Annotated in this window: 24 protein-coding genes; 17 read left to right on the top strand and 7 right to left on the bottom strand. The window is 59.6% G+C overall.

Features of this window, described 5'->3' with window-relative positions; translation table 11 throughout:
* Nucleotides 1-5 precede the first annotated feature (5 nt).
* The 6 genes from gshB to metK form a co-directional block, all read right to left on the bottom strand.
* Entirely contained in the window at nt 6-953 is a 948-nt protein-coding gene (gene gshB / locus DBR02_RS06040; RefSeq protein WP_107533719.1) for a glutathione synthase, read from the bottom strand.
* A gap of 19 nt (nt 954-972) precedes the next feature.
* The gene (gene rsmE, locus DBR02_RS06035) at nt 973-1,704 is read right to left on the bottom strand and encodes a 16S rRNA (uracil(1498)-N(3))-methyltransferase (RefSeq protein ID WP_107533717.1); all 732 of its coding nucleotides are present in this window, start codon (nt 1,702-1,704) and stop codon (nt 973-975) included.
* 51 nt (nt 1,705-1,755) lie between these two features.
* Nucleotides 1,756-2,463, bottom strand: a complete 708-nt coding sequence (gene endA, locus DBR02_RS06030; protein ID WP_063867834.1) for a deoxyribonuclease I — start codon at nt 2,461-2,463, stop codon at nt 1,756-1,758.
* A 94-nt stretch (nt 2,464-2,557) separates the two neighbouring features.
* Entirely contained in the window at nt 2,558-3,055 is a 498-nt protein-coding gene (locus DBR02_RS06025) for a SprT family zinc-dependent metalloprotease (protein WP_107533715.1), read from the bottom strand.
* 58 nt (nt 3,056-3,113) lie between these two features.
* Nucleotides 3,114-4,511, bottom strand: coding sequence for a galactose/proton symporter (gene galP, locus DBR02_RS06020; RefSeq protein WP_063867839.1), 1,398 nt, complete (start codon nt 4,509-4,511; stop codon nt 3,114-3,116).
* Between the two features lie 407 nt (nt 4,512-4,918).
* A complete protein-coding gene (gene metK, locus DBR02_RS06015) occupies nt 4,919-6,073 on the bottom strand; it encodes a methionine adenosyltransferase (protein ID WP_003860037.1) in 1,155 nt (384 codons plus the stop codon).
* A 425-nt stretch (nt 6,074-6,498) separates the two neighbouring features.
* Between metK and DBR02_RS27240 the strand changes: the two genes are divergently transcribed.
* The 4 genes from DBR02_RS27240 to speB all read left to right on the top strand — a co-directional run bounded on the left by DBR02_RS27240 (nt 6,499) and on the right by speB (nt 10,057).
* On the top strand, nt 6,499-6,639 hold the full coding sequence (locus tag DBR02_RS27240) for a hypothetical protein (protein ID WP_425605720.1): 141 nt from the start codon (nt 6,499-6,501) through the stop codon (nt 6,637-6,639).
* Between the two features lie 94 nt (nt 6,640-6,733).
* Entirely contained in the window at nt 6,734-6,865 is a 132-nt protein-coding gene (gene yqgB / locus DBR02_RS06005; RefSeq protein WP_129741668.1) for an acid stress response protein YqgB, read from the top strand.
* Nucleotides 6,866-6,873: 8 nt separating this feature from the next.
* Nucleotides 6,874-8,850, top strand: a complete 1,977-nt coding sequence (speA, locus tag DBR02_RS06000) for a biosynthetic arginine decarboxylase (protein ID WP_022649348.1) — start codon at nt 6,874-6,876, stop codon at nt 8,848-8,850.
* 286 nt (nt 8,851-9,136) lie between these two features.
* Nucleotides 9,137-10,057: an agmatinase gene (gene speB, locus DBR02_RS05995; RefSeq protein ID WP_017382921.1), complete on the top strand. Its 921-nt coding sequence runs from the start codon at nt 9,137-9,139 to the stop codon at nt 10,055-10,057.
* A gap of 3 nt (nt 10,058-10,060) precedes the next feature.
* Here the strand turns inward: speB and DBR02_RS05990 are convergent, their stop codons facing one another.
* Nucleotides 10,061-11,272: an MFS transporter gene (locus DBR02_RS05990; RefSeq protein WP_107533713.1), complete on the bottom strand. Its 1,212-nt coding sequence runs from the start codon at nt 11,270-11,272 to the stop codon at nt 10,061-10,063.
* Nucleotides 11,273-11,687: 415 nt separating this feature from the next.
* Between DBR02_RS05990 and DBR02_RS05985 the strand changes: the two genes are divergently transcribed.
* The 13 genes from DBR02_RS05985 (at nt 11,688) to DBR02_RS05925 (ending at nt 22,728) form a co-directional block, all read left to right on the top strand.
* Nucleotides 11,688-12,011 (top strand): Rieske (2Fe-2S) protein, encoded by a 324-nt coding sequence (locus DBR02_RS05985; RefSeq protein ID WP_003860044.1) that lies wholly within the window; start codon nt 11,688-11,690, stop codon nt 12,009-12,011.
* Nucleotides 12,008-12,316 carry a recombinase-like helix-turn-helix domain-containing protein gene (locus tag DBR02_RS05980; RefSeq protein WP_028014353.1) on the top strand — a complete coding sequence of 103 codons (309 nt, stop codon included), beginning with the start codon at nt 12,008-12,010 and terminating at the stop codon, nt 12,314-12,316. The genes DBR02_RS05985 and DBR02_RS05980 overlap by 4 nt, the downstream gene beginning before the upstream one ends.
* A 10-nt stretch (nt 12,317-12,326) precedes the next feature.
* Nucleotides 12,327-13,349: an aromatic ring-hydroxylating oxygenase subunit alpha gene (locus DBR02_RS05975; protein WP_107533711.1), complete on the top strand. Its 1,023-nt coding sequence runs from the start codon at nt 12,327-12,329 to the stop codon at nt 13,347-13,349.
* Nucleotides 13,349-14,098 carry an SDR family oxidoreductase gene (locus DBR02_RS05970; RefSeq protein WP_107533709.1) on the top strand — a complete coding sequence of 250 codons (750 nt, stop codon included), beginning with the start codon at nt 13,349-13,351 and terminating at the stop codon, nt 14,096-14,098. The genes DBR02_RS05975 and DBR02_RS05970 overlap by 1 nt, the downstream gene beginning before the upstream one ends.
* A gap of 12 nt (nt 14,099-14,110) precedes the next feature.
* Complete coding sequence (locus DBR02_RS05965; RefSeq protein WP_028014350.1) at nt 14,111-14,899, top strand: IclR family transcriptional regulator; 789 nt, start codon at nt 14,111-14,113, stop codon at nt 14,897-14,899.
* A 78-nt stretch (nt 14,900-14,977) separates the two neighbouring features.
* Nucleotides 14,978-15,904 (top strand): VOC family protein, encoded by a 927-nt coding sequence (locus tag DBR02_RS05960; RefSeq protein WP_107533707.1) that lies wholly within the window; start codon nt 14,978-14,980, stop codon nt 15,902-15,904.
* Nucleotides 15,901-17,088, top strand: a complete 1,188-nt coding sequence (locus DBR02_RS05955; protein WP_107533705.1) for an NAD(P)/FAD-dependent oxidoreductase — start codon at nt 15,901-15,903, stop codon at nt 17,086-17,088. Before DBR02_RS05960 ends, DBR02_RS05955 begins: the two co-directional genes overlap by 4 nt.
* A gap of 25 nt (nt 17,089-17,113) precedes the next feature.
* Nucleotides 17,114-18,370: an MFS transporter gene (locus tag DBR02_RS05950; RefSeq protein WP_107533703.1), complete on the top strand. Its 1,257-nt coding sequence runs from the start codon at nt 17,114-17,116 to the stop codon at nt 18,368-18,370.
* Between the two features lie 10 nt (nt 18,371-18,380).
* The gene (locus DBR02_RS05945) at nt 18,381-18,911 is read left to right on the top strand and encodes a cupin domain-containing protein (RefSeq protein ID WP_017382915.1); all 531 of its coding nucleotides are present in this window, start codon (nt 18,381-18,383) and stop codon (nt 18,909-18,911) included.
* A 9-nt stretch (nt 18,912-18,920) separates the two neighbouring features.
* Nucleotides 18,921-19,691: an alpha/beta fold hydrolase gene (locus DBR02_RS05940; RefSeq protein ID WP_107533702.1), complete on the top strand. Its 771-nt coding sequence runs from the start codon at nt 18,921-18,923 to the stop codon at nt 19,689-19,691.
* Nucleotides 19,675-20,469, top strand: coding sequence for an SDR family oxidoreductase (locus DBR02_RS05935; protein WP_107533700.1), 795 nt, complete (start codon nt 19,675-19,677; stop codon nt 20,467-20,469). The genes DBR02_RS05940 and DBR02_RS05935 overlap by 17 nt, the downstream gene beginning before the upstream one ends.
* A gap of 9 nt (nt 20,470-20,478) precedes the next feature.
* Nucleotides 20,479-21,249 carry an aspartate dehydrogenase gene (locus DBR02_RS05930; protein ID WP_107533698.1) on the top strand — a complete coding sequence of 257 codons (771 nt, stop codon included), beginning with the start codon at nt 20,479-20,481 and terminating at the stop codon, nt 21,247-21,249.
* 9 nt (nt 21,250-21,258) lie between these two features.
* Nucleotides 21,259-22,728, top strand: a complete 1,470-nt coding sequence (locus tag DBR02_RS05925) for an aldehyde dehydrogenase (protein WP_107533696.1) — start codon at nt 21,259-21,261, stop codon at nt 22,726-22,728.
* The last annotated feature ends 11 nt before the right edge of the window (nt 22,729-22,739 follow it).

Below are 22,739 nucleotides of genomic sequence, written 5' to 3'. Positions count from 1 at the left end.
ACAGGTTATTTCTGTAAACGTTTTTCGATAGCGTCCATCAGCATTCCGGTGATCGAGATCGGGAATTCCGCCTCAATTTCACGAATGCAGGTCGGGCTGGTGACGTTCACTTCGGTCAGGCGATCGCCGATGATATCGAGGCCGACGAAGATCAGACCTTTAGCTTTCAGCGTAGGACCGACGCGGCGGGCAATTTCCCAGTCGCTTTCGCTTAACGGACGCGGTTCGCCACGGCCGCCGGCCGCCAGGTTGCCACGGGTTTCACCACCCTGCGGGATGCGCGCCAGGCAGTAAGGCACCGGCTCGCCGTCTACGACCAGCACGCGCTTGTCGCCGTCTTTGATGGCAGGCAGGTAGTTCTGCGCCATACAGTAGCGGGTTCCCAGCTCGGTCAGCGTTTCGGCAATCACGCCAATGTTCGGATCGCCGTTCTTCACGCGGAAGATCGACGCGCCGCCCATGCCGTCCAGCGGCTTCATGATGATGTCGCCGTGCTTCTGCCAGAATGCTTTCAGCTGCGTTTTACTGCGGGTGACCAGCGTTTCCGGCGTCAGGTCAGAGAACCAGGCGGTGTAAAGCTTCTCGTTGCAGTCGCGCAGGCTCTGCGGCTTGTTGACGATCAGCGTTCCTTTCTCTTCGGCACGCTCAAGGATATAGGTGGAGTAAATGTATTCGGTGTCGAACGGCGGATCTTTACGCATCAGGATGACGTTGAGGTCGGCCAGGGCAATATCCTGCTCGGTGCCAAATTCGTACCATTTGTCGTAGTTCTGCTCGACGTTAACGATGCGGGTGCGTGCGCGGGCTTCACCGTTGATCAGGTAAAGATCGTTCATCTCCATGTAGTGGAGTTCATAGCCGCGACGCTGCGCTTCCAGCAGCATAGCGAAGCTGGAATCTTTCTTGATGTTAATGTTTGCGATGGGGTCCATCACGATGCCGAGCTTAATCATCTTCTTCTCCGTTAATGGGTCAACCCAGATCGCCAAACCGTACCTGTAGCGCGGTAATGGCTGTGAGTGCCGTTGTCTCAGTGCGCAGAACGCGAGGTCCCAACAGAATATCAGTAAACTGGTAACGCGCCGTCATGGCGATTTCGTCAGCCGACAGGCCGCCTTCCGGGCCAATCAGCAGGCGTACGCGCTCAACGGGCAGCGGCAGCGTATTGATGCTGGCGCTGGCGCGCGGATGAAGATTAAGCTTAAGCCCACTTTCCTCTTCTGCACACCAGTCCTCCAGATCCATCGCCGGGCGGATCTCCGGAATACGGTTACGGCCACTCTGCTCGCAGGCCGCAATGGCAATTTTCTGCCACTGCTGGATCTTTTTGTTCAGACGTTCCGCATCCAGTTTAACGCCGCAGCGCTCAGAAAAAAGTGGCGTAATGAGGCTTACACCCAGTTCAATGGATTTCTGGATGGTGAACTCCATCTTTTCCCCGCGCGACATCACCTGGCCGAGGTGAATGTGCAGCGGGGATTCCCGGTCGTCCACTTCGCCACGCAGCACCTTTACGTGCACGCTTTTTTTGTCGGCGCGCGTAATTTCAGCGTCGAAAACCTGATTCGAGCCGTCGAAGAGATGAATGGCCTGGCCTGCACCCATGCGCAGCACGCGGCCTACGTGGTTTGCAGCATCATCAGACAGGGCGATTTCGCCGCCAGCGGTAATCAGTTCAGGGTGATAGATGCGAGGGATGCGCATAGTCAGAAATTCCATATGTCATGCGATATAAGCGAATGGCCGTAGTGTAGGTTAGCTCTTTTGCGCCTGGCAAGCCCGCTGGACGTAAGGGTTGTGATTCCCCTGGACGTTGGCGATACGTTCGTCGCGCTGGCATTCCCAGTCCGTCACCGGATAGAGTTTGTCCCAGGCATTGAACAGCTGCGTCTGCTGGCGGGAAAGGTTGAGATGGTAGCGGTCGCGCATATAGAAGTACGTACGGGCGATGCTGCCGCGCGCGCGCGCAGGCGGTTCGGCTACTTTATCTTTGAAATCGACCTTCATCGCGCACTGACCGTACTGGCCTTCGCCACCGTTCCACTGGCTGTACATGAAGTTACCGCGATCGCCATTGACTTCACCCACGGCGGGTTGCAGGTTGTGCATATCGCTTTCCATCTGGCGATAGACCGGATCTTTTGCGCAATTCTTACGTCCGCCATCCTGCCAGCACTGGCGCTGGTGGCCAAACTGCCAGGCCGGAACAACGTGTTCCCATTCGATTCGGCTGGCGCGGTTCTCGTTCTTGCGCACCTTATAGCCGCAGGACTCCAGGTCCACGATCCCTTTTTTACCCTGCCAGTGGATTTTACAGCCGCAGTAGAAATCACCCGGCACGTCGGCGTTAATCTTTACGCCTGCCGTTTTAGCCTGAGAAAAACTGTGAATACCGTCGGCCAGAGCATGGCCGGAAAGCGCCGTCGCCAGAAAAGCGACCGCAAGAGAAACATTACGGGACATCTTACACTCCGTGTCAAAACGAGCCCGCAACGTAACGAATGTTGTTCCTGTATGCAATCAGTCAGATCAGGAAAGTTCCTGATAGTTCAGTTGATTATTCCGCGACCAGCTGTTCGCCACACTTCACGCAGCGGTAGGTCGCCTCGCCCCGCACCACGCGGTTGTGGCGGCGGACGGTAAGCTGGTGCTGCTGGCACTGGCAGCGGTAGGGAAAGGTATTGCGGCGCACCGATTCCAGCTCGAACTGATGGGTTCGGCGTGCCGGAACGCCGAGCACCGCCTCCATCATCCACTTCCACTCTTTGCCGTGCGGCGCGACGCGGCCAAAGTGTTTCCACACCAGAAGATGGGCCAGCTCGTGCGGCACCACTTCTTCGATAAACGCCTGCTGATTTTCCATCATCAACACCGGGTTCAGGCGGATCTCGTAGGCTTCCAGCCAGGCGGTGCCTGCCGCGGTGCCGCGCTGCTGATAGACCAGCTTCGGTTCAGGATAACTGCGGCCGAGCTTCAGGTTGGCCTGGGCGAGTTTTTCCCGCAGGCTGCGCATAACGGCTTGCTGAATGGCGATGGGGAGACGGGGAGCTTTCATAGGGGCAGAGCATAAAGCGGGAAGCGGGGAGGCGCAAGAGGCGCCTCCCGCAAGAGGATCAGTCGTGTGCGCCGATTTCGCGCAGAGGACGACCTTTCATCAGGTTACGTTCAATGTGTTCCAGTGAAACGTGTTTGGTTTCAGGAACCAGCCAGATTGTGAGAACAATAAAGAACAGGTTCAGACCCGCGTAGACCCAGAAGGTATTGGCGTTACCCAGGGTATTGAGCATGGTCAGGAACGTTGCGCCGACGATCATGTTGGCAATCCAGTTGGTTGCGGTAGAGCAGGTGATACCAAAATCACGCCCTTTCAGCGGCTGGATCTCAGAGCACAGTACCCAAATCAGCGGACCGGCACTCATCGCAAACCCAATGATAAACATCAGTAGCATCGCCACGGCGAAGTACTGTGCCGTTGGAGAGTGAATGCCCAGGTGCATCATGGTACCCAGCACGCCCATACCGACAGCCATCACCAGGAAGCCCAGCGTCAGGGTTGGCTTACGTCCCCAGCGGTCCACCAGACCGATGGCGATAAAGGTTGCCAGCACGTTGGTCAGGCCGACTATCACGGTGCCCCACATCTGCTCGGTGGTGTTGGTGTAACCCGCCAGTTCGAAGATTTTTGGCGCGTAATACATGATGACGTTCATCCCGGTGAACTGTTGCATAACCTGTAACAGCACGCCGAGGAACACCGCGCGGCGGAAGTTGCTGTTCTCTTTGAACAGCGCCCAGCCGGACTGTTTCACCTTCAGGCTTTCGCGGATCTCTTCCAGCTCGTTTTTCGCTTCGGCGCTGGTATCACGCAGGCGTAAGAGCACGCGTTCGGCATCGTGGAAGCGTCGTTTGGCGGCAAACCAGCGCGGGCTGTCCGGCAGGAAGAAGACGCCGATCAGCAGCAGGACGGCAGGGATGATGATCACACCCAGCATCCAGCGCCATGCGCCGCTGTAGCTGAACGCGGTATCGGAGAGATAAGCCCCGAGAATACCGATGGTGATCATCAGCTGATACATGGAAATCATGCTGCCGCGAATTTTTTCCGGCGCGATTTCAGACAGGTACAGCGGAGCAGTATAAGACGCCACGCCCACTGCCAGGCCCAGCAGCACGCGGGAGAGGATCAGCACTTCAACGTTAGGCGCAGCGGCAGAGAACAATGAGCCGGCAACGAACAGGATCGCGCCGATCATCAGGCTCTTTTTACGCCCGAGCTTAAAGGAGAGCCAGCCGCTGCCGACCGCGCCGACGGCGGCGCCGAACATCATGGAGCTAACCACCCATTCCTGAGTGTGTGCGCTAATCTGGAACTCATCGGCGATGAAAGGTAATGCACCGGCGATGACGCCAATATCCAGGCCAAAGAGTAATCCTGCCAGAGCGGCAAGGAAGCAGACGAAGAACGTCATTGCCTTATTGGACGTACGCCCCTGTTTATTATTGTCAGGCATTATGCCCTCCAGTTGGGTTATCAGTTTTATCGATATTAAGGGTAGGTGAGCGGCTCATAAAAATATGTGAGACAAATCACAATGGTGTAATCGGTTACACTAACCCGTAACCGTAAAAATAATTAAAGCTTTGAAAATATAGAAGTAAATTAATTGATATGCATCGCGTTTGCATGAATTTCAGACTTAACTGAAAGGGAATGTAACAGCAGAAGAATTACGATCATGCAAAGAGATTATTCTGAAAGCGGGGTATATCCGGCATAGTGTAAGCGGTTTCAAAGATTGCCGGATGGCGGCTGCGCCTTATCCGGCCTACATAATCGTAGGTCGGGTAAGGCGTAGCCGCCACCCGACATAAAAAAAGCCAGCACAAAGGCTGGCTTGTTTAAACAGCTGTCAGTCGATTACTTCAGACCGGCTGCGTCACGCAGCAGGGCGGCTTTGTCGGTTTTTTCCCATGGGAAATGTTCGCGACCAAAGTGACCGTACGCGGCAGTTTCCTGGTAGATTGGGTGCAGCAGATCCAGCATCTGAATCAGGCCGTATGGGCGCAGGTCGAAAAACTCGCGCACCAGCAGGGTCAGCTGTTCTGAAGGCACTTTTTCAGTACCGAAGGTTTCCACCATGATGGAGGTTGGCTCAGCCACGCCGATAGCGTAGGAAACCTGAATCTCACAGCGGTCAGCCAGGCCGGCAGCAACGATGTTTTTCGCCACATAACGCGCAGCGTACGCGGCAGAACGGTCAACTTTAGACGGATCTTTACCGGAGAATGCACCGCCACCGTGACGCGCCATGCCGCCGTAGGTATCAACGATGATTTTACGACCGGTCAGACCGCAGTCACCCATAGGCCCGCCGATAACAAAGCGTCCGGTTGGGTTGATGAAGAATTTGGTCGCAGAGCTCAGCCACTCAGTCGGCAGAACCGGCTTGATGATCTCTTCCATCACCGCTTCTTGCAGCGATTTCTGGTCAATCTCTTCAGCATGCTGCGTGGAGAGAACCACGGCATCGATACCGACGATTTTCCCGTCGTCGTACTGGAAGGTCACCTGGCTTTTCGCATCCGGACGCAGCCACGGCAGAGTGCCGTTTTTACGGACTTCAGCCTGACGCTGCACCAGACGGTGTGCGTAAGTCACAGGGGCCGGCATCAGCACGTCGGTTTCGTTGGTCGCATAGCCGAACATCAGGCCCTGGTCGCCCGCGCCCTGTTCCAGCGGATCGGCACGGTCAACGCCCTGGTTGATGTCCGGAGACTGTTTGCCAATCGCGCTCAGTACGGCGCAGGAGTTGGCATCAAAGCCCATATCAGAATGCACATAGCCGATCTCACGTACCGTGTTACGGGTGATCTCTTCGATATCAACCCATGCGCTGGTGGTGATCTCACCGCCAACCAGAACCATGCCGGTTTTGACATAGGTTTCACACGCTACGCGCGCCTTTGGATCCTGCGCGAGGATCGCATCCAGCACCGCATCGGAGATTTGGTCAGCAATTTTATCAGGATGTCCTTCTGATACGGACTCGGACGTAAACAGGTGTTTTGCCATGTTTTATTTCACCTAAGAGGAATTTGGTTAGCTCAAGCTGCTGTGTGGAATAGCCAAAGGAGATAATTCTACCAAGGCCTACAGGATTTTGACACTGGCAGTCTGAGTGTTAATCGGTATGGATGGATTAACATCTGGATGGCTATTTTAGGTCACTTCTTCGCCCGATTTCCAGTTTTTTTTGACTCACCTCTCACTGCGTTGAAAACATAGCTGGAAATTTTTCCTGACGGCGCTGGCAACCTGCACATTTTTATTTTGCTTTTTAGCTACCTTCTCGGTATAAAACGCGGCGCGCGGCTCATATAAAATCAGCGCTCGATGAACACATCGTGTCGCCACTTCCAGCCGGGTTAAGCAGTGAACTTTTAGCTTTGGCTTGTGGTCCGTTTCAGCAGAGGCGGCCGTGGAGGTGATACGAGATAATGAACCATCGTTTTCCGCTCATTCAGCGCAGCCGTTCTGGCGCGCATGTGATTCCCACCCGCACTTCTGGTTTAAACACCTGCCGATGTTATACCCATCTCGGTGCTTCTCAGGATTCCAGAGCCGGTTACGCTTTGTGAAAACTGAACAAGGGCGCTCTTGTTAATACAGGAGTTTTCTCGTGGTTTCGCCGAACCTTGTCATACAGAGTTCGGATACGTGTTTTACAATGATATGAATAAGAAACCGGTCGCACGGTCTGGATTTCAGCATACTCTGCTGGGAAATGGAGCCGTTAATGGGTTGTTATCGCCGTATAACGCTGCGATAGTAGTCAACTGTTTTACACTTACTACAAAGAGTTGAGGTTCGCTATGTCTGACGACATGTCTTCGCTTTCGCCTTCGTCAGCAGGCGAACAGGGTGTACTACGTTCTATGCAGGAGGTTGCGATGAGCTCCCAGGAAGCCAGCAAGATGCTGCGCACTTACAATATTGCCTGGTGGGGCAATAACTACTACGACGTTAACGAACTGGGCCACATCAGCGTCTGCCCGGATCCGGACGTCCCGGAAGCGCGCGTGGATCTCGCTAAACTGGTGAAAGCCCGTGAAGCGCAGGGCCAGCGCTTGCCTGCACTGTTCTGCTTCCCGCAGATCCTGCAACATCGCCTGCGTTCTATCAACGCCGCGTTCAAACGCGCGCGCGAATCGTATGGTTATAACGGCGACTATTTCCTCGTTTACCCGATCAAGGTAAACCAGCACCGCCGCGTGATTGAGTCCCTGATCCACTCCGGCGAGCCGCTGGGCCTGGAAGCCGGTTCCAAAGCGGAGCTGATGGCCGTTCTGGCGCACGCGGGCATGACCCGGTCGGTGATCGTCTGTAACGGCTATAAAGACCGCGAATACATCCGTCTGGCGCTGATTGGCGAGAAGATGGGCCACAAGGTCTATCTGGTGATCGAGAAGATGACCGAAATCGCGATCGTGCTGGAAGAGGCCGAGCGTCTGAACGTGATCCCGCGCCTTGGCGTGCGTGCGCGACTGGCGTCGCAGGGTTCCGGTAAATGGCAGTCTTCCGGCGGTGAAAAATCCAAGTTTGGCCTCGCGGCGAACCAGGTGCTTCAACTGGTGGAGATTCTGCGCGAGCGCGGTCGACTGGACAGCATTCAGCTGCTGCACTTCCACCTCGGCTCGCAGATGGCCAATATCCGCGACATCGCCACCGGCGTGCGTGAATCCGCGCGTTTTTACGTTGAGCTGCATAAGCTTGGCGTGAACATCCAGTGCTTTGATGTGGGCGGCGGCCTGGGCGTGGACTACGAAGGGACCCGCTCCCAGTCTGACTGCTCGGTCAACTACGGCCTGAACGAATACGCCAACAACATCATCTGGGCGATTGGCGATGCCTGCGAAGAGCACGGTCTGCCGCACCCGACGGTGATCACCGAATCTGGCCGCGCGGTTACCGCGCACCATACGGTGCTGGTGTCTAACATCATCGGCGTTGAGCGTAGCGAAATCACCGAAGCCACGCCTCCGGCAGACGATGCCCCACGTTCCCTGCAAAGCATGTGGGAAACCTGGCAGGAGATGCACGAGCCGGGCACGCGTCGTTCCCTGCGCGAATGGCTGCACGACAGCCAGATGGACCTGCACGATATTCATGTCGGCTACTCGTCAGGCACCTTTAGCCTGCAAGAGCGCGCGTGGGCCGAGCAGCTTTATCTGAACATGTGCCATGAAGTGCAGAAACAGCTCGACCCGAGTAACCGCGCGCATCGTCCGATTATCGACGAGTTGCAGGAGCGTATGGCGGACAAAATGTACGTCAACTTCTCCCTGTTCCAGTCGATGCCGGATGCCTGGGGTATCGACCAGCTGTTCCCGGTTCTGCCGCTGGAAGGGCTGAACCACGCCCCGGAACGTCGCGCGGTGCTGCTGGACATCACCTGTGACTCTGACGGCGCGATTGACCACTACGTTGACGGTGACGGTATTGCAACGACGATGCCAATGCCGGAGTACGATCCTGAGAACCCGCCAATGCTGGGCTTCTTTATGGTGGGTGCGTATCAGGAGATCCTCGGCAACATGCACAATCTGTTCGGCGATACCGAAGCGGTTGACGTGTTTGTCTTCCCTGACGGCAGCGTCGAGGTTGAGCTGTCCGACGAAGGGGACACCGTGGCGGATATGCTCGAATACGTGCAGCTGGATCCGAAAAAACTGCTCACCCAGTTCCGCGATCAGGTGAAAAACACCGGTCTGGACGATGCCTTGCAGCAGCAGTTCCTGGAAGAGTTTGAAGCGGGTCTGTACGGGTACACCTACCTGGAAGACGAGTAGGTAAAACGCTCTCTCCCTGTGGGAGAGGGGTGGGGTGAGGGCATCAGGCTGCTGTGCCGCCAATGCCCGGTGGCGCAGCGCTTACCGGGCCTACGAATGTAGGCCGGATAAGGAGCAGCCGCCATCCGACAGAATGCTATACTCACTTGAACCCGTATGAATTAACGGCGATAATTCGCCCCAATATGCGATTTACGAATCAATCCCTTCCTCGTCGGGTTTAACGACGCGGAGGGGATTTTTTTTCATCTGTTTTTAATGTATCGACGTTAAAAGAGGTCTGGACATGAGCACTTTAGGTCATCAGTACGATAACTCTCTGGTATCTAACGCGTTTGGTTTTTTACGCCTTCCAATGAACTTCCAGCCGTACGACAGCGACGCTGACTGGGTGATCACCGGCGTACCGTTCGACATGGCAACCTCCGGTCGCGCGGGTGGTCGTCACGGCCCGGCGGCAATCCGTCAGGTTTCCACTAACCTGGCCTGGGAGCACAACCGCTTCCCGTGGAACTTCGACATGCGCGAGCGCCTGAACGTGGTGGACTGCGGTGACCTGGTGTACGCCTTCGGCGACGCGCGCGAAATGAGCGAAAAATTGCAGGCGCACGCAGAGAAGCTGCTGGCGGCCGGTAAGCGCATGCTCTCCTTCGGCGGTGACCACTTCGTTACTCTGCCGCTGCTGCGCGCCCACGCGAAGCACTTCGGTAAAATGGCGCTGGTGCACTTCGATGCGCATACCGACACCTACGCGAACGGCTGCGAGTTCGACCACGGCACCATGTTCTACACCGCGCCGAAAGAAGGCCTGATCGATCCGAACCACTCCGTGCAGATCGGCATCCGTACCGAGTTCGACAAAGATAACGGCTTCACCGTGCTGGACGCCGGCCAGGTGAACGATCGCGGCGTGGACGATATTCTGGCTCAGGTTAAGCAGATCGTCGGTGATATGCCCGTGTATCTGACCTTTGACATCGACTGCCTGGATCCGGCGTTTGCACCGGGTACCGGTACGCCGGTGATTGGCGGCCTGACGTCAGACCGCGCCATCAAGCTGGTGCGTGGCCTGAAGGATCTGAACATCGTTGGGATGGACGTGGTAGAAGTGGCGCCAGCCTATGACCAGTCCGAGATCACCGCGCTTGCCGCGGCGACCCTGGCGCTGGAAATGCTCTACATCCAGGCCGCGAAAAAAGGCGAATAAGCCTTACGCGCTGATTGCTGCTGCGCGACGCATGCGCAGCAGCAACATTCCCCCGGCAAGCAGGGTGATTACCTGCGAGACGACCAGCACCGAAAAGCCTGAGCTGACCGACCCTACCGACCTCATCACCATCCCCATCAGCAGCGGAATAAACGCCGCGCAGATATTGCCGATCCCGTTGATAATGCCGTAAGCGCTGCCCACCGCTTCCCGCGCGGCGTGATGCTGGATCACCGCCGGAATAGCTGCCCCCTGTAGCCCCCAGAAGATATTCGCCGAGAGCATAAACAGCGCCAGCCAGGCAGGCTGATGGCTGAGCATCAGCGCGACCACGGACAGCGCCGTCAGCGCGCCGCCCACCACAAACAGCACCGGCGCTTGTTCAGGGCGCATTTTGTCGAGCAGCACCCCGCCGAGGAACTTCGAGCCCAGGCTCAGCAGGAAGGGAATGGCCGCAAGCATGCCCGTGGCGTGCAGCGAGAAATGATGCTCGTCGCGCAGCCACGCGGGCAGCCAGGCGCTGCTCCCCCAGAGATAGCTCAGGGTGGCAATCTCCACCAGCAGGATCCACCCGAGCAGCGGCGTCTGCCAGGCAAGCGAAAACGTCTCTGCGAAGCCCGGTTTTTTGAGCTGCTCCGCACCCTGCGGCGCGGGCAGGAAGCGCCAGACAAGGCCGCCGCCCAGCACCAGGTTCAGTACCGCCAGGGCATAAAACGACCCGGCCCAGCCGAGATGCGCCATCAGCCACGTTACCAGCGGAAAGCCCACGGCCAGCCCGAGCGAGACCCCCAGCGCGGTCACGGCGTTGGGTTTGCCGATCTCCTGCGCGCTAAAGTGATCGCTGATGAAGCGCGTTTTCAGCGAAAAGAGCGGCCCCTCAGCGATCCCCAGGATCGTGCGTGCGATGAGCATTCCCATCAGCGATCCGAGCAGCGGGGAAATGGCGCATACCGCTGCCCAAATCGCTATGCTGCCCAATAATCCCTGTCGATAATGGAGTTTGCTTTCAATAACCGGCGTTAATAATAAAGCTGAAAATCCATAACCCAGCAGAAAACAGGTCATCAGCATTCCCTGTAACATTCTGTTTTCATTTAGCTGAAAATGCTGGGCAAATTCCGGGTTTAAAATCATGACAGAAATATTTACCCGGTCGACGTAGGAAATAATAATGAGTAATAACAATGCCACTGTGCCTTGCCATCTTGCCGTCATAACGCCTGCCTTATGTTTTCGCTTATTTCTATTTTTTATGCGCGTGATTGTCACAGGGGGAAAATGGTTCACCTATGAAACTCATTGTTTATTAATGGAAAAATAAAATTAAGTTTCACAGGTGAAACGCCATGTTTTTCACTTCTTTTATTTTTAAGGAACAAAAAGAAAAGAAGTCAATCACTGTTTATTAAAATTTCAGGCCATCGATAAATCGTATTCTTTCACGCCGCAATAATGAAAATTTCATATCGCTGCATTTTTTCGTGATCCTTTGCACACTTAGTTAATTAATTACCGTTTGATTAACAAATTCGTCACATTGCAGCTTGACGAAACATTCATCGCTTTTATATTGACCGTATTAAATAAGAAACAGAGTTTCATATATGAAACAAAAGCCTGGAGGATCGTGATGAGCTGGATAGGCGTATGTGACGCAGAACAAGTACAGGAAGATTTCCCTTTTAGCGGCAACGTCGACGGTAAAGAGATCGGCGTGTATTTGATTGACGGTGAATATTACGCGCTGGAAGACGTATGCCCCCACGCCTATGCCCTGCTGAGCCAGGGCTTCGTGGAAGACGGCAAAGTGGAATGCCCGCTGCACGAGGCGGTCTTCGACGTCAAAACCGGCCAGTGCCTGCACGGCCCCGGCGGACGCAACCTTAACCGCTACCCGGTTCGGGTTTTTGAAAACCAGATTCAGATTACCTTCGTCGAGGAGACCGTGGCATGAGCGACACCCTGAATTACAACCCGGCGCTGCCGGAAAGCCGTCAGTTTGCCCCACCGGCTGAGGGCGGTAACGGTGCGATCCATAAGCCGGGTGATTACCAGAACCTGATCTGGCAGACCCGCAGCCGCGAGCCGGAAAGCTGGGAAGTGAACCTCATCGCCACGCTGGAAGATCTCTTCGAGCAGGGAGTTGAAACCTTACCGGAGCTGGTGAACGGGCTGAACGCGGTGCGCATGCACGATCAGCAGGGCGAGCCGTGGAGCGAGGCCAGCTTCCAGGCATTCTTACAGGTTAACGGCTACTGAGGGCAACGCGATGACGACTACCGTACAACACTATCTCGATAAAGGTCTGCGCGGCCTCTGGTATCCGGTGCTGGCGAGCTGGGAGGTGCAGTCTGCGCCGGTGGGCATTACCCGCCTGGGCGAACAGATTGTGGTCTGGCGCAACAAAGACGGCCAGGTGCAGGCGCTGGAGGACCGCTGTCCGCACCGCGGCGCACGCCTGTCGATGGGCTGGAACCTGGGCGACCGCATTGCCTGCTGGTATCACGGCGTGGAGGTCGCGGGCAACGGCGAGGTGAAAGACGTGCCCGCCGTGGACAAATGCCCGCTGGTCGGCCAGCAGTGCGTGCGCAGCTACAACGTGCAGGAGGCGCACGGCGCCATCTTCCTGTGGTTTGGCGTCACCGCAGACCAGCAGCCGGACGAGCTGACCTTCCCGGACGAGCTCGCCGATACGGACAACTTCAGCAACTTCCTCTGCACCGCCGCGTGGAAATGCAATTACCAGTACGCGCTGGAAAACGTGATGGACCCGATGCACGGCACCTATCTGCACTCCTCATCGCACTCGATGGCGGAAGGGGATCGCAAGGCCGACATGGTGCTCCAGCCGACCAAAACCGGCTTTATTTTCGAGAAGAAAGGGCAGAGCGGCGTCAACTTTGACTGGGTAGAGCTGGGCAACAGCGGCACCTGCTGGATGCGCCTCTCCATTCCGTACAAGAAGCGCTTCGGGCCGGGCGGCCACTTCTTTATCGTCGGCATGGTGGTGCCGGAAGATAACGACAACTGCCGCGTCTTCTTCTGGCGCATTCGCCGGGTGCAGGGCTGGCAGCGCGACATGTGGCGCTTCATGTACCGCAACCGTCTGGAAAAACTGCACTGGGAAGTGCTGGAGCAGGACCGCGTGGTGCTGGAAAGCCTGGCGCCAAACGCCCGCGACCATGAATACCTGTATCAGCACGACGTCGGCCTCTCGCGCCTGCGCCGCATGATGCAAAAGGCCGCCAAAGAGCAGCTGGCGATGCGCGAAGAACAGCAGGGAGCCGCCTGATGAACGGGCTGCTGAGCGGCAAGCGCATCGTCATAACCGGCGCCGCGCGCGGGCTGGGCTTTCACTTTGCCAAAGCCTGTGCGGAGCAGGGCGCGGCGGTGGTGATGTGCGACATCCTCAAGGGCGAGCTGGCCGAGAGCGCCCACGCCCTGAGCGAGCGGGGCTATGCGATCGAACCGCACGTTATCGATCTGGCCGATCCGCAGTCCATTGAGCAGGTGTTCAGCGCGATTGGCGAGCAGGGTCAGATTGATGGCCTGGTGAACAACGCGGCGATGGCGACGGGCGTCGGCGGCAAAAATATGCTCGATTACGATCCGGATCTCTGGGATCGGGTGATGAACGTTAACGTCAAAGGCACCTGGCTGGTGACGCGCGCCGCGGTGCCGCTGCTGCGCGAGGGCGCGGGCATCGTGAACATTGCGTCCGACACCGCGCTGTGGGGCGCGCCGCGCCTGATGGCCTACGTCGCCAGCAAGGGCGCCGTGATTGCGATGACCCGCTCAATGGCGCGCGAACTGGGTGAGAAGCGTATCCGCATTAATGCCATCGCGCCGGGGTTAACCCGCGTCGAGGCAACCGAATATGTTCCGGCCGAGCGCCATCAGCTCTACGAGAATGGCCGCGCGTTAACCGGCGCGCAGCAGCCGGAAGACGTCACCGGCAGCGTGGTCTGGCTGTTAAGCGATCTGTCGCGGTTTATCACCGGGCAGCTGATCCCGGTCAACGGCGGTTTTGTTTTTAACTAAGGTGTGGCGATTATGGCAAACGATCAGGAAGTGAAGTATCTGGTGCCGGGGCTGGAGCGCGGTTTACAGCTGCTGTTGGCCTTTGGCGAGCAGCATCGCGATCTGACCTTTGCCGAGCTGCACCGGCTGGTGGATATGCCGAAGGCGACCGCCTATCGCGTGGTGCAGACGCTGGAGTACATGGGCTTTCTGGAGCGCAACGCGCGCACCAATACCTTTTCACTGGGCATGAACGTGCTGCGTCTCGGCTTTGAGTACATCGCCTCGCTGGACGTGGCGCAGGTCGGCCAGCCGGTGATCGAGCAGCTGCGCGACGTGAGCCAGTGCAGCAGCCATCTGGCGATCCGCGACGGGCGCGACATTATCTACATCGCCCGCGTCAGCGCCGCCGGGTCGCGCATCAACCAGGTCAGCATTGGCACCCGCCTGCCGGTGCACTGCACTTCGCTGGGCCGCATGCTGCTGACCGATATTTCCCGCGCCGATTTCGAACAGTTGTTCCCGCACGAGCGCCTGCCGGGCAACACGCCGGGGCAGCTTCACGACCGCGAGGCCCTGTGGCAGATGGTGCAGCAGGACAAAGCCCGCGGGTTTGTCATCGGCGAATCCTTCTTCCGCCACGGCATCTCCTCCATCGTCTACCCGGTGTATGACCGAAGCGGACGCGTGGCGGCGGTGGTCAGCATTCTGGTGCCGTCGGAGGAGATCCCGCAGACCGACCGCGAGCGGCTGCAAAACGAGGTTCGCCTCGCGGCGGATAAAATTTCTGGCTTCTTAGGGTATTTGTCACAGGCCAGCTAAATCAGTGAGTTAACGTCAGGCGCTTGACTGCGTCGGGCATGTTCTACGCCCAATTTGGGCCAGATGAGGCAATGAACGATGAGTGTAACCGGAATTGAAAAGCTGGAATTTGGCGTGGAAGACCTGACGCACTGCGCCAAATTTATGCGTGATTTTGGCCTGACGGGCGATGCCAGCGGCCAGCGTTTTACCACCCTGAGCGGCGCGCGCGTGGAGCTGAACCCCATCGACAGCCCCGACCTGCCGCCGGCGTTTGAAGCGGGCAACACCCTGCGCCGCATGACCTGGGCGGTGGCCGCACAGTCCGATCTCGACGCGCTGCGCCCGAAGCTTGCGCAGCAGCCCGGCTTTCGCGAAGTGGGCGACGCGCTGGAATGCCTCGATCCGAACGGCATGACCCTGCGTGTGCAGGTCAGCCAGCAGACCGACGTGGAGCTGAACGTTGAGCCGATCAACCAGTGGGGCGATGCCCGCCGTATCGACACGCCGAGCCCGGTTTACGATCGCGCGCAGCCGATCAACGTCGGGCACGTGGTGTTCTTCGTGGAGGAGCTGGCGGCGGTGGAAAAATTCTACCGCGAGGTGCTCGGCTTCCAGGTTTCGGACCGCTACATCAACCGCGCCGTGTTCCTGCGCTGCGGGGTGCGCGGCGGACATCACAACCTGTTCCTGCTGCAACTGCCGAACCGCAAGCGCGGCCTCAACCACGTGGCCTTCACCGTGCGCGACATCCACGAGGTGATCGGCGGCGGTATCGCGATGAATAAAAATGAATGGAGCACCTTTATCGGGCCGGGCCGCCATCCGGTGTCGTCGGCGTACTTCTGGTACGTCAATAGCCCGACCGGCGGCGCGTTTGAGTATTACACCAACGACGACTATCTGACGGAAAACTGGCAGCCGCGCGAGCTGGAGCACTCCCTGGTCTCCTTTACCGAATGGGCGGTGGAGGGCGGCATCGACCACGACACGCGCCGCCAGCAGAAAAAGCCGGAGGCGGTATGACGTCGCGCATTGTCATTATCGGCGGCGGTCAGGCGGGCGGCTGGGCGGCGAAAACCTTGCGCGACGAGGGCTTCGACGGTGAGATCTGCGTGGTGGCGGAAGAGGAGTGGGATTTCTACGAACGTCCGCCGCTGTCGAAAGCGTCTCTGCTGGAGCCGGACGCAGTGCTCCCGCGGCTGTTTAGCGAAGCAGCACAGCAGGCGCTGAACCTGACCTGGTGCCGCCCGCTGCGTGCTGAATCAGTCGATCGTGAAGCGAAATCCGTGCGTTTGAGCAATGGCGAACGCCTTAGTTACAACATCCTTTTAATGGCCACCGGCGGGCGGGCGCGCCTGCCTTCGCAGGCGTGGGCGGCGCACCCGCAGATCTACACTCTGCGCCACTGGCAGGACGCGCAGCGCCTGAAAGCGCGTCTGGCAGAAAGTAAAAAACTGGCGATTGTTGGCGGCGGCTGGATCGGCCTGGAGATTGCCGCTTCCGCGCGCAAAAGCGGCGTGGCGGTCACGCTGTTCGAGCAGCAGCCCGCGCTGTGCATGCGCTCGGTGAGCGGCGAGGTGTCGCAGCGCTTAGAGGCCATCCACCGTGAGCAGGGAGTGGAGATCCGTACCGGCTGCGGCGCGCTGGAGCTGGAGGACGATAACGGCCTGCCGGTCATCCACTGCGACGGCCAGCGTGAAACCTTTGATGCGGTAGTGGTGGGGATCGGCGTCGATCTTAATCTGGAGCTGGCGCGCGATGCGGGACTTCGCACCGAGCGGGGGATCGTGGTGGACGCCCAGGGGCGCACGTCCGATCCGTTCATCTTTGCCGCAGGCGACGTGGCGCAGCACCATCACTACGGCCTGTGCATCCAGTCCTGGGCCTTCGCGCAGAATCAGGCGGTGGCGACGGCGAAAGCCATGCTTAACCCCGATGCGCCAGGCTACGACGACGCGCCGTGGCTATGGTCGGATCAATACCAGCACAATATTCAGATCCTCGGCATTCCGCAGCCGGGAGGCAAAACGCGGGTGCGTGAAGACGCGCTGTTCTTCTCGCTGGATGAACGCGGGCGGCTGACGCAGCTGGTGGCGTTCAACGATGCGCGCACCGTCAAGCTGGCGAAGCGCTGGATGGCGGCGGGCCGGGACCTGTCGGACGTACCGCTCGCCGACCCGACTTTTTCACTGATGTCACTGCGATAGCTAACCCGCACCCGTAGGGGGAGACATGACCACATTAGAGACCAACACCGCGCCCGTCGAGGCGAGCGGTGAGGGAAACCGCACGCCTGAAAAAGCGGTGCGCTGGGCCATCCCGCTGTCGCTGCTGGCCTGCGTGCTGCTGGCGTTTTTCGACAAAATCAGCATCGCGGCGCTCTTTTCCGACACCCATTTCCAGCAGGCGATGGGCATCGATTTTGACACCACGCGCCTCGGCATTCTGATGAGCGCCTTCCTGCTGAGCTACGGCTTTTCGTCGGTATTTTTGAGCGGGTTAGGCGACAAAATCGCGCCGCTGCGCCTGCTCACCGGGATGATGGCGATCTGGTGCGTGCTGATGGTGGCGATGGGCTTTACCCATAACTACACGCTGATGATCGTCCTGCGCATCCTGCTGGGCGTGGCGGAAGGGCCGCTGTTCCCGCTGGCCTTCGCCATCGTGCGCCACAACTTCCCGCAGCATTTACAGGCGCGCGCCACCATGCTGTGGCTGCTGGGCACGCCGGTAGGGGCGGCGATTGGCTTCCCGCTCTCCCTCTGGCTGCTGAACACCTTCGGCTGGCAGAGCACCTTCTTTGTCATGGCAATGCTGACCGTGCCGGTGCTTATCTTTGTGCGCATCGGCCTGCGCGGGATCCGTCTGGAAGCAAAACCCGGCACCTCGCAGGCGTCTCAGGACGAGCGGCGCGCGGCGCGGCGCGAGCTGTTTGTCAGCCCGCACTTCTGGATCATCTGCATCTTTAACATCGCGTTCCTGACCTACCTGTGGGGCATCAATGGCTGGCTGCCTGGCTACTTAATCAAGGGCAAAGGCATCCACCTGGAGCACGCGGGCTGGCTGTCGTCGATGCCGTTCATCGCCATGCTGGCGGGAGAGGTGATTGGCGCGTGGCTCTCTGACCGGGTCGATAAGCGTGCGGCGGCCTGCTTTATCTCGATGGCGGGGGCGGCCGTCGGGCTGGCGGCGGTGATGCACCTTGATACCCCGCTTGCCATCATCGCGGCGATGAGCTTCAGCACCTTTATGTGGGGCACCGGTGCCCCCAACATTTTCGCCCTGCTGGCGAAGGCCACCCATCCCCGGGTGAGCGCCACGGCGGGCGGCATCTTCAACGGGCTGGGAAACTTTGCAGGCGCGCTGTCGCCGGCGGTGATGGGCGCGCTTATCGCCTTCACCCACAGCATGGATTCCGGGCTGATTTTTCTGGCGGTGATGGCGGCGGTGGGCTGCGTCCTGTTACTGCCGCTGCTGAGACGTTACTGAGGAGAGTGTCATGACTGATTCAACCGTAACCAATAAAACAGGCATCAAACCTGACCACCTGACGATGGAAGAGTGGGTCGAGTCGCGCATCGCGCGCTTCGAAGGCCGTAAATACGACTGGAACGCGCTGAAGTTCCAGGCCGATTTTGACCCGAAATACCGCCGGGCGCAGATGCGCTACATCGGCACCGGCGCAACCGGCGTGGCGAACGACACCAATACCGTGCAGGCGGACCATTTTACCTTCTCCACCATGGTGCTGCCGTCGAAGTGCGAAGGGCCGCTGCACCTGCACGATGACGTGGAGGAGGTGTTCTTCATGCTCAAAGGGCAGATCACGCTGATGATCCAGGACGGCGACAACTACACCGAAACCGTGCTGCGCGAGCGTGACCTGATCTCCGTCCCGCCGGGCATCTATCGCGGCCTGTTTAACCACGGGGAAGAAGAGGCGCTGATGTGCGTCATGCTGGGAACCAACAAGCCGGAAATCCCGACCTACCCCTCCGATCATCCGCTCTCAAAAGTGAAGCGGAACTAAGGGGGCGACATGACGGCTTTTCGTGAACAGGGAAGCGGCATCCCGCTGATGCTGCTGCACGGGATCAGCTCTGGCGCTGCGTCCTGGCACAAGCAGATGGCGCTGAACGGTTTTCGCGTGCTGGCGTGGGACATGCCCGGTTACGGCGAAAGCCCGATGCTGGCGGTTGAGCGTGCGAACGCGGGGGATTACGCCGACGCGCTGGCGGCGATGCTCGATCGCGCCGGTGTCTGGCAGGCGGTGCTGGTGGGCCATTCCCTGGGCGCACTGGTGGCCAGCGCCTTTGCGGCGAAGTTCCCTGAACGCGTCATTCATCTGGTGCTGGCGGACGCCGCGCAGGGCTACGGCAATGCCGCGCCGGCGCAGCGGGAGCAGGTCTGGCGTAATCGCGAGCAGCAGATGGCGCTCGGCGGCGACCTCCTCGCCCAGACCCGCGCCGCGACGCTGCTGCGCCCCGGCGCGCGCGCGGAAGATATCGCTACCGTCGCGGCGGGCATGCGCGGGCTGCGACCAGAAGGCTACCTTGCCGCCGCGTGGATGCTGGCGCATGACGACATTCACGGCTGGCTTAAGCGTTACGCCGGTCAATTTGAAGTCTGGTGCGGCGAGCAGGACGCGATCACGCAGCCCGAGCTGGTACAGGGGCTGGCGCTGCGCTACGGCATGCCGTTTACCGCGATTCCGCAGGCCGGACACGCGAGCTATCTCGATAACGACGCGTTTTTTAATCAACAGCTTTTACGCATTAACGAAGAGGTGCGCGATGAATGCACACATTGACGGCCGCGTAGCGGTCGTTACCGGCGGTTCGTCCGGCATTGGCTTTGAAACGCTGCGCCTGCTGCTGGGCGAAGGGGCGAAAGTTGCCTTCTGCGGTCGCGATCCGGATCGGCTCGCCAGCGCCCATGCGACGCTGCAAAACGACTATCCCGACGGGGAGATTTTCTCTTACCGCTGCGACGTGCTGAACGCCGACGAGGTGCAGGCCTTCGCGGATGCGGTGCAGGCGCGCTTTGGCACGGCGGATATGCTGATCAACAACGCCGGTCAGGGCTACGTGGCGCACTTCAGCGACACGCCGCGCAAGGCGTGGCTGCACGAAGCCGAACTTAAACTGTTTGGCGTCATTAATCCGGTGCAGGCGTTTCAGCCGCTGCTGGAACGGTCCGATATCGCCTCCATCACCTGCGTGAACTCCCTTCTGGCGCTTCAGCCGGAAGAGCACATGATCGCCACATCGGCAGCCCGCGCCGCGCTGCTGAACATGACGCTGACGCTCTCGAAAGAGCTGGTAGGCAAAGGGATTCGCGTCAATTCCATACTGCTTGGCATGGTCGAGTCCGGCCAGTGGCAGCGCCGCTTCGAAAGCCGGGCGGACAAAAGCCAGAGCTGGCCGGAGTGGACGGCGGAGATCGCGCGCAAGCGCGGCATTCCGATGGTGCGCCTCGGCAAGCCGCAGGAGCCCGCGCAGGCGCTGCTGTTCCTCGCCTCGCCGCTGGCATCGTTTACCACCGGCGCGGCGCTGGACGTTTCCGGCGGCTTCTGCCGCCATCTGTAAGGACGCATCATGAAAAAGGTCATGTTAATTGGTTACGGCGCGATGGCGCAGGCGGTGATCGAACGCCTGCCTGCCGGGGTGACGATCGGCTGGATCGTCGCGCGCGAGTCTCACCACGCGGCGATCGCGGAACGGTTTAGCGATACGGCGGTGGCGCTGGGCTCGCCGATGGACTGCACGGAAACGCCCGATCTGGTGCTGGAGTGCGCCAGCCAGCAGGCGGTGGCGCAGTATGGCGAAGCAATTCTGCGTCGCGGCTGGCATCTGGCGGTTATTTCCACCGGCGCGCTGGCGGACAGCGCGCTGGAGCAGCGCCTGCTCGCGGCGGGCGGAAAACTGACCCTGCTCTCCGGGGCGGTGGCTGGCATCGACGGGCTGGCGGCGGCGAAGGAGGGCGGGCTTGAGCGCGTCACCTATCAGTCGCGCAAAAGCCCGGCCAGCTGGCGCGGCAGCTACGCCGAGCAGCTTATCGATCTCAACGCGGTCAGAGAGGCGCAGGTCTTTTTTGAAGGCAGCGCCCGCGAGGCGGCGCGCCTGTTCCCGGCGAACGCCAACGTGGCGGCGACCGTGGCGCTCGGCGGCGTCGGGATGGATGAAACCCGCGTACAGCTGATGGTTGACCCGACAACGAAACGTAACACCCACACGCTGCACGTAGAAGGGCTGTTTGGCGAATTCCATCTGGAGCTGAGCGGGCTGCCGCTGGCGTCTAACCCTAAAACCTCCACCCTGGCGGCACTCAGCGCGGTGCGCGCCTGCCGCGAGCTGGCCCTGAGCTGAGGAGTGACGATGGACGATCTGAAGATTTTTATCGGCGGCCAGTGGCGACGCGGCGGCGGTAACCCGATGCAGAGCCACTTCCCGGCAGACGGGGCGCTCAATGCGACGCTAAACGCGGCCAACCTTGACGATCTGCACGACGCGATCGAGGCCGGCGAGCGCGCGTGGCGCGATCCCGCATGGCGCAACAGCCTGCCGCACGTGCGGGCGAAGATCCTGCACAAGGTGGCGGATCTGATTGAGTCCCGCGCTGACGAGCTGGCGCAGATGCAGAGCCGGGATAACGGCAAGCCGCTGGCGGAGGCGCGCGGGCTGGTGATGAGCGCGGCGGGAACGGCCCGCTACTTCGCCGCCGCCTGCGAGCTGCTGGAGGGGGAGCTGCCCACGCCGCGCCAGCCGGATCTGCTGACGCTAAGCCGCTATGAGCCGCTCGGCGTGGTGGCGGCCATCACGCCGTGGAACTCGCCGATTGCCAGCGAGATGCAGAAGGTCGCCCCGGCCATCGCCGCCGGAAACGCGGTGATCCTCAAGCCTTCCGAAGCCACGCCGCTGATGGCGCTGGAGCTGGCGCGCATTTTTGAACAGGCCGGGCTGCCCGCCGGGCTGCTGAGCGTGCTGCCGGGCAAAGGCTCGGTGATTGGCGACGCGCTGGCGCGCCATCCTCGCGTGCGAAAAATTTCCTTTACCGGCGGCACCAATACGGGCCGCCATCTGGCGCACGTGGCGGCGGAAAAGCTGATCCCGGCGTCGCTGGAGCTGGGCGGAAAATCCCCGACCATCGTGCTGGAGGATGCCGACGTTGAGCAGGCCGCGCGCGGGATCTGCTACGGCATTTTCAGCTCGGCGGGGCAGGCGTGCATCGCCGGGTCCCGGCTGTTTATCCACGAAAGCCTGTACGCGCCGCTGATGGCGCGGCTGCTGGAGCTCACGCGCGGCCTGCGCGTGGGGCATCCGTTTGCTGACGGCATCCATGTAGGACCGCTGATCAACGACAAGCATCGTCAGGGCGTGCTCGAGTACGTCGAGCTGGCGAAGCGCGAAGGGGGCCGGGTGCTGTGCGGCGGCGAAATCCCGGCAGATCCGGCGCTCGCAAACGGCAGCTTCTTCCTGCCAACCATTATTGAAGGGCTGACGAACGGCGCCCGCGCCTGCCAGGAGGAGATTTTCGGCCCGGTGCTGGTGGCGATGCCGTTTCGCGATGAAGCGGCGTTGATCCGCGAGGCGAACGATTCGGTTTACGGCCTGGCGGCAGGGGTCTGGACCCGCGACACCGGGCGGGCGCTGCGCCTGAGCGAGCAGCTGGAGGCCGGTACGGTGTGGATCAACACCTACAAAGTTTTTGCGATTTCGACCCCGTTCGGGGGCTTTAAAGAGAGCGGTCTGGGCCGCGAAAAGGGCATTCAGGGGCTGAAAGCCTGGATGCAGCAAAAGAGCATTTATCTGGCGACGGGTAACAGCGTCAACCACTGGTGCGACTGAGAAAGGGTGAG

Origin of the sequence: Enterobacter cloacae complex sp., assembly GCF_900322725.1 — a bacterium.
In the GTDB taxonomy this organism is placed as follows: Bacteria; Pseudomonadota; Gammaproteobacteria; order Enterobacterales; family Enterobacteriaceae; genus Enterobacter; species Enterobacter quasihormaechei.
Note: the sequence above shows the minus strand (reverse complement) of the source record. Positions and strands in the feature narration are given on the sequence as shown.